The sequence below is a fragment of the Secundilactobacillus muriivasis genome (genome assembly GCF_054785195.1).
The window spans coordinates 1-8,650 of sequence record NZ_BAABMI010000089.1 but is presented as its reverse complement, the minus strand read 5'-3'; the positions used below and the strand labels follow the sequence as shown (position 1 = coordinate 8,650).

Below are 8,650 nucleotides of genomic sequence, written 5' to 3'. Positions count from 1 at the left end.
ACCGATGTCGCCTTGCACACTGCTCTCAACCCGTCTCGCTCCGCACACTTACGCTGGACACAAACGACAGCAAAAAACGGAAACACAATGCGTGCTCCCGTTTCACTCAACTATCGATCAACCTTCTGGCTAACAACTAATCGGACTTCAAAGCCGGCACTTTCCAACGCCTGCTTAACCGCTTGGCCATCGGTTTTGTCCACGTGCATTTCAATCATGATTGGCCCTAAGTTACGGGTGACCATCAACGTTTGAATGTTAAAGCCGTTGTCGGCCATGATTTTGCCGATTTCGTAGATAACGCCGGTGCGGTCTTGGTTGATGATGACCTGAACCACCGTGGCGTCCACGAAGTAGTCGGTGATGTCCAAGAACCCATCTAAGACATCGTTTGTGGTAATGATACCCACAACGTCATCGCCGTTCGTGACGGGTAAGACACCGATTTGGTTATGCCGCATTTCGCTAATAGCGTCCTCTAACTGCGCATCTTGACTGATTGTCTTAACGTTTTTTTCCATCACATCATTAACCGTCATTTTGTTAAATAGGTAGTTAATTTCGTAAATGGATAAGCTCGTTGCCTTCGATGGTGAGGCTTCTTGAATGCTTGATTCCGTCACCAGGCCAACTAATTTGTTCCCATCAATGACGGGTAAGCGGTGAATCTTATTTTCCTTCATTGTGTTGATCGCCACGCTGACCTTAGTATCGGGTGAAATCGTGATGACCTTTTTTGTCATGTAATCTGCAACACTCATGTCACTAACCTCCTAAGTATGCCTTTTGTACGTCAGCGTTTGCCAACAGTTCTTGACCAGTGCCGCTCATCTTCACTTCACCGGTTGCCAATACGTAACCACGATCCGCAATGGAGAGCGCCTGTTTGGCATTTTGTTCGATCAAAAGCACCGTGGTGCCCTGCTCTTTAATCGCTTTAACGATTTCAAAAATTTCGTTGATAAAGATTGGTGCGAGCCCCATTGAGGGTTCATCTAATAGGAGGAGTTTGGGTTTGGACATCAGTGCCCGTCCCATCGCCAACATTTGTTGTTCGCCACCTGATAGCGTTGCAGCGTCTTGGTTAAGCCGCTGTTTCAGGATTGGGAACCGTTCGTAGACGGCCTCAAAACTTTCCGCCATGGCTTGCCGGTCACTTTGCAGAAACGCCCCCATTTGGAGGTTTTCCTTAACGGACATGCCTGGGAAAATATGCCGGCCTTCTGGTACTTGAGAAATCCCAGCGGCGACAATCTTAGGCGCCTTTTCTTTTTGAATCTCGTGCCCTTCGTATGTAATCGTGCCACTAGCGGGTTTCAAAAGGCCGGAAATGGTCTTCAGAATCGTTGTTTTCCCAGCACCGTTAGCACCAATTAGAGAGACGATTTCACCTTCGTTGATGTCAAAGCTGACACCCTTAACGGCGTTGATCACGCCGTAGTTGACTGCTAGATCCTTTACTTCCAACATCGCCATGATTACGCCTCCTCTCCCAAGTATGCTTTGATAACAGCTGGATTTTCCTGAATTTCAGTTGGCGTTCCTTGCGCCAAGAGTGAGCCATGATCCAGTACGTAAATGCGTTCGGCCAGATTCATGACCAACGACATATCGTGTTCGATCAGCAAAACGGTAATGTGAAATTCTTGCTGAACTTTGCGAATCAACCGGGTCAAATCAGCTGTTTCTTCCGGGTTCATCCCAGCAGCTGGTTCATCCAAGAATAGGATCTTAGGCTTCATGGCCAGTGCCCGGACGATTTCCAACCGCCGTTGAATCCCGTATGGCAGGTTCTTGGCTAGTTTTTCAGTATCATTTTCAAGTTCAAAAATCTTCAACAAGTCGATGGCTTCTTTGCGAATCCGGGCTTCCGTCTTGTAGTATTTTGGCAAGCGGAAGATTGATTGCAAAAACCCTTCCTTATAATGGGCCGTCATGGCGATCAAGACGTTGTCCAACACCGTCAGTTCTTTGAAGAGCCGGATGTTTTGGAAAGTTCGTGCGAGACCAAGGTTAGCGATTTTAAAGGCTTTTTTGCCATTCAGCGGAATCGTCCCATCATCGCTTCTAAACGTAATCGAACCAGAACTTGGCACGATGACGCCCGTTAGTAGGTTAAAGAGCGTTGTTTTACCAGCCCCGTTAGGCCCAATCAGGGCAACCAATTCGTTATCGTTTAGTTGCATGTTGACGTTTGAGACCGCCGTCAACCCACCAAAGTTTTTGACGAGGTCGTCAACTTTTAGTAGTGTACTCATGATTGCGCACGCTCCTTTCCTTTACGGTTAAACAACCGCTTAAATGATAGTTCCCAAGTACCCAGGATACCTGATGGCTTGAAGATCATGATCAAAACCAAGACCACGGCGTAAATCACCATCCGCAAGGCACCAAAGTTTTGAAGCGCCGTATCAACAATCCCAAGGATAATGGCAGCCACAAAGCTCCCAGTGATACTACCAACCCCACCAAGAACAACGATGATCAGAATCGAAATCGATTCCATGATGCCGAAGGTGCTTGGGGCGATGGTTTGCAGGTATGAGGCCTGCATTGAGCCAGCAACCGCAGCGGTAGCAGCGCCCAATACAAAGGCCGCTAGCTTCCACTTAGTGGTGTTGATGCCCATTGATTCAGCCGCAATTTCATCTTCACGAACGGACAAGGCAGCCCGGCCACCACGACTGTGAATGAAGTTGACGATGACGATCGTTGTAACACAGATCATGATGTAAACCACTGGCCAAGTCGCAAATTGAGGAATGTTGAACATCCCGGATGGGCCATTAGTGATTTTCAAGTTATTAATGATGATCCGAATAATTTCGGCAGCGCCCATCGTGGCAATTGCCAGATAGTCACCCCGCAGCCGCAACGTTGGAATCCCAACGATCAGGGCTGCAATGATGGCGATGATGATGCCGACAACGATTGAACCGTAGAAGGCCCCCGCCGTTGCAGTTTTACTGGTAATGATGGCTGTGGCATAAGCCCCAACCGCCATAAAGCCAGCGTGCCCCAACGAAAACTGACCGGCGAACCCAATAACCAGGTTCAAACCAACGGCCAAAATAATGTTAATGCCGATCGTTACCAGCATGTTTTCCAAGAATGAATCGATGACCCCGACCAAGATCAAGGTGTTAATGAGGTAAAAGCCGGCGATCATCAAAATCAGCCAACACAGATTTGATTTCAGGTTTGCTTTCATTGTTATCACCTAGACCTTTTCTTTAACGTTTTTACCGAAGATTCCGGCTGGCAATACCAACAGGATAATGATCAGTACCAGATACACAGCGGCGTCTTTGTAAGCAGACAGCCCAACCGATTGAACGGCCGTTTCGAGGATCCCAATCAAGAAGCCACCAAGTGAAGCCCCTGGAACAGATCCGATACCACCAACAACCGCAGCAACGAAGGCTTTGATCCCAGGTGTCATCCCCATCAGTGGGTCAATCGAGTTGTAGTACAACCCAATCAAAACGCCAGCGGCCCCGGCCATTGATGACCCAAGTGCAAAGGTGAAGGAGATCGTCCGGTTGATGTTGATGCCAACCAGTTCAGCAGCGTCCGCATCAACGGAAACGGCGCGCATGGCCCGGCCCATCTTAGTCTTCTTAATGATCAGTTCTAGCAAAATCATCAACAGACAAGCAGTAAACAGGATCAAAATCTGAATGTTTGAGATCACAATGCCACCAAGGTGGTAGTTAACTTGTTTAATCACTTGCGGGAAGTTGCGAGTATCGGCGCCGTACAGGTACGACATCCCGTTTTCCAAGAAATACGAAACCCCAATCGCAGTGATCAAGGCGGTGATTCGTGGTGCGTGCCGCAGTGGCCGATAAGCGAAGTATTCAATCACAACCCCACTCACCGCACAAACGACCATCGCTGAAAGTAGTGCAAAGATAAAGTTGAAGTGCCAAAAATTAATGGTGTAATAACCCCAAAAGGCCCCCAACATGTAAATATCGCCATGAGCGAAGTTGATCAATTTAATAATGCCATAAACCATGGTGTAACCCAGGGCAAGCAACGCGTAAATGCTCCCGAGGGACAACCCATTAATAAGTTGTTGTAGCAGTGTTTGCATGGTGTGCCTCCTTTTGCCAGAGTGCGAAGCAAGGCGGTTAGGGGGCGGAGTGTAAGGCAACCCGGCTGAAAATCCCGGTTTTGGGGATTTTGAGTCGGGTTGCCTTACATGCAGCACCCTGCCTTGCTGAGCACGTTTCGGCTATTTAAAATATCCAGGCGTAACATCAACCGCTCATCCCGGCCAATGCTCACCCATTTCAACCGTCCAAAACCCGAACAGTCACAGAACCTCAGATTCTATCATATGTATCCCTAAAACCTAAGAAGCTCTGTTGAACCAACCACTTATCTGAGTGATTACCTCAACAGAGCCCCCTAGTGGGGAACTCCGCGTGGCCTACTTGATTGAAGTAGAACCGCTAACCTTGCCGTTAGTCAATTGTTCAACGGCGATTGGCTTGCTTGCATCGTGTTTCTTATCGATGGTGATCTTACCAGTAACACCATCAAAGTTCTTGATCTTAGTCAAGCCCTTAGTGATTTTAACAGAGTTGGCTGACTTTTCGCTTTCGATAGCGTCTTTGATCATGTATGTTGAATCGTATGCCAAGGCTGAGAAGGTTGGGGCTTCGGTGTGGTAACGCGCCTTGTAAGCCTTCATGAATTTAACGGCCGTTGGGTTCTTTTCAGCAACGGTTTGTGAGAATGGTGTGGTGTAGTAGATCTTTGACGCGTTCTTGGCACCGGCGATTTGAACCAACTTGGCATCGGCCATCCCATCAGAACCAACGATTGGAACGTTCAAGCCCATTTGACGTGCTTGTTTGATGATCAAGCCAATTTCTGAGTAGTAACCTGGCGCGTAGATGGCGTCGATCTTCTTGTTCTTAAATGACGTCAAGATAGCGTTGAAATCCTTGTCGCCAGCAGTGAAGTACTGAGTGGCCACGATCTTACCCTTGAATTGTTGCTTGAAGGCCTTCGCCAACCCAGTCCCATAATCGGTTGAGTTGTCAGCCAAGACGGCAACGCGACGCCCCTTCAAGTTGTTGTAAATGAACTTGGCACCAGTACCACCTTGGAAGTTGTTTTGGTAGCAAGCCCGGAAGACGTAAGGTTGGGCCTTGCCGTTCTTTTGAAGCGTGTAATCTGGGTCAGTCGCTGATGGACTCAAGGCAGGCACCTTGGCCTTCGTTTCGTTAGGAATGGCAGCCGTCCCGGCGTTGGTCGTGGCCGTCCCGATGATGGCACTAACCTTGTCGTTGTTAGCAAGTTGAGCGGCAACGGAGGCCGAAGTACTCGTTGAAGTCTTGTTATCCTTGATGATCAACTTGATCTTCTTCTTTTTACCGTTAACGTTCACACCACCGTTTTTGTTGATTTCGGAAGTGGCCATTTCAACCCCTTGTTTCATTTGGTTCCCGTAACCACCAGCGGCACCGGAGAGTTCCAAGTTGACCCCAATTTTAATCGTGTTGCCAGTTGCGTCGTTACCGCTGCTAGCGGTCTTAGCTGTACTACATCCTGCGAAAATTGCGGCTGATGCCAAAATTGTTGCGATCCCTGTAACTTTCTTAATCATACTTTTCTTCATGGTAATTCCCACTTTCATCTATGTATTGTGTGTCACTTTGCCGGCCTGCGATCCTCCTTTGAAGCCTTTGGCAATAAAAAAACCTCATTCCAATTTAATGAATGAGGTTTGAAGTCAATTTAATCTCAAGCCCTCATTATTAAAACTCAAAGAAGGGCTCAATCGTTTAAGTAATGAACTGGTCTAACCAGCCGTTAAATGAACGTTGCGTCCTTGGATTTTAATAATAAGACTAAATTCTGACGAGCAGAGGTTACTAGGTTAAGTTGTTCAAATGTCATGTTTTTCATGGTGTAACCTCCTGTCAAAATTTGATTTGCTTGATTGAATGACGTAAGTATAGCGAGAATCTCATAAGTCGTCAACAGTTTTTTAATTATTTTCTAACTTTTCATTTAGACTTTCTTAAACAAATCCCATTATACCGGGAATTTGGCTAGTTAAATTTTTTTCACATCAACCCATTAATTAGTCCTAATGAGATTACCCCAACAATCACGATGACTAACAGGTTCTTGGTCAGAATTGCGCTCAGTAAGGTTGGCACACTCGCCAGCACGTTGGGCACGTTTAACGTTGGTAATTGCCCCAAATGCTGAACAAAGAGACTCTCCATCCACAACGCCGTCATGATGCTGATGGGCACGAAGCTCAGAAAGGTGACCACAATTGCCGGCAACTTAAACTGTTTTAGCAGGACAAACGGAATAATTCGCGATAACCAGATGACTAACCCCGTACTTAAAATAACGACTAAGACATAACTACTTAACGACACGTTTCATCACCACCCCAGCGAAACAACCGACCAACGCGACCACCAATAACAAGGCATTTTGTGGCATCACGGCCATGCCAAAATACATCAACACTGCGACGATGCCGATCACACTCAATTGAATCGTCAGTTTGATCGACTTATCCGCGACCACTTGTAAATACAACAGGCCGATGAACATCGCCACCAGCGCAAACCCGATGCCGTACTTTTCTGGATTAGGGATCATGTTGCCCAGTACGCCGCCGATTCCAGAAGAAATCGCCCAAGTCACGTAGGCCATCACATTCGCCGTATTCAGCCAGCTAAACGACAAGCGTCGATCCGTATAATTCAATTTACTCGTTCCTAATGCAAAGGTTTCATCCGTCAGCAACGTTCCCAGCCAGATGTTTTTCCAGAGACTTTCATGGGCCGTGTACGGTGCGATAACGGTACTCATCAGGATTGCTCGCGCGTTCACCAAAAACGCCGAGAGGACGATGGCGCCGATCCCAGCATGCAGCACGATTAAACTCACCACAACAAATTCGACCGACCCAGCGTAGGTGATCATCGACATCAAAACAATTTCCAACACGCTTAACCCGTTGGCTCGAGCGGTAATGCCAAATGCCATGGCGATGCCGATGTAACCAAAGACCGTGGGTAACGTTTCCCTTGCAGCAGAACGGACATCTAAATCACCGTTCATATTCTCACCACTTTCTCATTCTAATTCTCCATTATCTTAGGCTAGGCGGTGACAACTGTCAATTGACTGGCTGCTACGTCATCCCTGGTAAGTGATACTTTATTTCTATAACGACTGCCACAATCTACCAATACTGCCGCCAAAATCTTCCCACCATTTTCTAAAAGTTGGTGTAAAATTGAAAGCGATTACTAGTTTGTTCCATTTTAGGAGGCTTTTCATGTATTCAGCTAATCCCCACCGTTACGACACCATGGTGTACAACCACCTTGGCAACAGCGGTTTACAACTTTCCGCCATCGGCCTCGGCTTGTGGCACAACTTTGGGAGTGTCGATCCGTATGACAACCAGCGGGCCATCGTCCGTCAGGCATTTGACCTCGGCATCACCTACTTTGACCTTGCGAACAACTACGGTCCGGTTCCCGGCAGCGCTGAGCGAAACTTCGGGTACATCTTGGCTACCGACCTCAAACCCTACCGTGATGAGATCGTTGTGGCCAGCAAAGCCGGTTACGAGATGTGGGACGGCCCTTACGGTAACTGGGGTTCTCGGAAGAGCATTATCGCTAGTGCTAACCAAAGTCTGACTCGTTTAGGTCTGGACTACGTTGACATCTTCTATTCCCACCGGCCAGATCCCAACACCGACGTTTACGAAACGGCACAAGCGCTCGACAGTTTGGTTCGACAAGGTAAAGCACTCTACGTCGGCATTTCAAACTACAGTGGTGCTCAAACTGCAGCCATCATTGACTGCTTCAAGGACATGCACACGCCGTTCGTGATTCACCAACCCCGCTACAACATGTTCAACCGTCAAATCGAAAGTGACCTGTTTCCCGTCTTGAAGCGAGAACACAAGGCCGCCGTGGGCTTTAGCTCACTGTGTCAGGGCCTGTTAACTGACAAATACCTCAACGGCATCCCCGATAATTCCCGGGCTGCTAAGTCAACCAGTCCCTTCCTGCAACCCAAACAGGTCAAACAAACCCTCAAAACAGTTCGCGCCTTGAACGAAGTCGCTGAATCTCGCGGCCAAACTCTCGCCGAAATGGCCTTGGCCTGGAACCTCCGCGAACCCGAACTGGCCTGCGTTCTGGTTGGTGCTAGTCGGCCTGAACAACTGCTAGACAACGTCAAAGCGTTGAACCACCTTGACTTCACGGCGGATGAATTGGCCGAAATCGATAACATTTTGAATGACCAAAGTGCGATTGATTGGTCACGGTAATTTGACTATAAAATAAAAAACGATGATGCTTCTCTTGATTGAGGAGCGTCATCGTTTTTTACTGTCGTTTGTGTCCAGCGTAAGCATTCTTCTGTTCAGTTTGTGAAGTGCTTTGATTTGCGTAAACTGTCGATTCCGGTAGCCGGTCAGGTTCCTGCTGCGGGGCCGGCCTGAGCCGAAGGGCGGTCTCAGGCCTCGAATTTCAGCCTCGCTAAAACCCATGCGAGTCTGCAATTCGTCCCCGATAATTGGCGGTTGTTGGAAAGTCGCCAACAACCACCAATTATCGCGACACAGCATCCACCTGGC

Annotated in this window: 9 protein-coding genes; 1 reads left to right on the top strand and 8 read right to left on the bottom strand. The window is 47.9% G+C overall.

The annotated features are described in order from the left end of the window. Nucleotides 1–110 precede the first annotated feature (110 nt). The 8 genes from ACYVR3_RS15615 to ACYVR3_RS15580 form a co-directional block, all read right to left on the bottom strand. Complete coding sequence (locus ACYVR3_RS15615; RefSeq protein ID WP_461244960.1) at nt 111–761, bottom strand: CBS and ACT domain-containing protein; 651 nt, start codon at nt 759–761, stop codon at nt 111–113. Between the two features lie 4 nt (nt 762–765). Further along, a complete protein-coding gene (locus ACYVR3_RS15610) occupies nt 766–1,476 on the bottom strand; it encodes an ABC transporter ATP-binding protein (RefSeq protein WP_054737151.1) in 711 nt (236 codons plus the stop codon). Nucleotides 1,477–1,478: 2 nt separating this feature from the next. After that, complete coding sequence (locus ACYVR3_RS15605) at nt 1,479–2,258, bottom strand: ABC transporter ATP-binding protein (protein WP_054737152.1); 780 nt, start codon at nt 2,256–2,258, stop codon at nt 1,479–1,481. Next, nucleotides 2,255–3,211 carry a branched-chain amino acid ABC transporter permease gene (locus ACYVR3_RS15600; RefSeq protein ID WP_054737153.1) on the bottom strand — a complete coding sequence of 319 codons (957 nt, stop codon included), beginning with the start codon at nt 3,209–3,211 and terminating at the stop codon, nt 2,255–2,257. The genes ACYVR3_RS15605 and ACYVR3_RS15600 overlap by 4 nt, the downstream gene beginning before the upstream one ends. A gap of 9 nt (nt 3,212–3,220) precedes the next feature. Continuing rightward, nucleotides 3,221–4,099, bottom strand: a complete 879-nt coding sequence (locus ACYVR3_RS15595) for a branched-chain amino acid ABC transporter permease (protein ID WP_461244959.1) — start codon at nt 4,097–4,099, stop codon at nt 3,221–3,223. 339 nt (nt 4,100–4,438) lie between these two features. Beyond that, complete coding sequence (locus ACYVR3_RS15590; RefSeq protein WP_057152054.1) at nt 4,439–5,635, bottom strand: ABC transporter substrate-binding protein; 1,197 nt, start codon at nt 5,633–5,635, stop codon at nt 4,439–4,441. A 451-nt stretch (nt 5,636–6,086) separates the two neighbouring features. Next, nucleotides 6,087–6,413: an AzlD domain-containing protein gene (locus ACYVR3_RS15585; RefSeq protein ID WP_461244958.1), complete on the bottom strand. Its 327-nt coding sequence runs from the start codon at nt 6,411–6,413 to the stop codon at nt 6,087–6,089. Continuing rightward, nucleotides 6,400–7,107 carry an AzlC family ABC transporter permease gene (locus ACYVR3_RS15580; protein WP_461244957.1) on the bottom strand — a complete coding sequence of 236 codons (708 nt, stop codon included), beginning with the start codon at nt 7,105–7,107 and terminating at the stop codon, nt 6,400–6,402. The genes ACYVR3_RS15585 and ACYVR3_RS15580 overlap by 14 nt, the downstream gene beginning before the upstream one ends. Nucleotides 7,108–7,327: 220 nt before the next feature. On the opposite strand from ACYVR3_RS15580, the gene ACYVR3_RS15575 reads away from it, so the two are divergent. Then, complete coding sequence (locus ACYVR3_RS15575; protein WP_461244956.1) at nt 7,328–8,341, top strand: aldo/keto reductase; 1,014 nt, start codon at nt 7,328–7,330, stop codon at nt 8,339–8,341. Nucleotides 8,342–8,650: the final 309 nt, after the last annotated feature.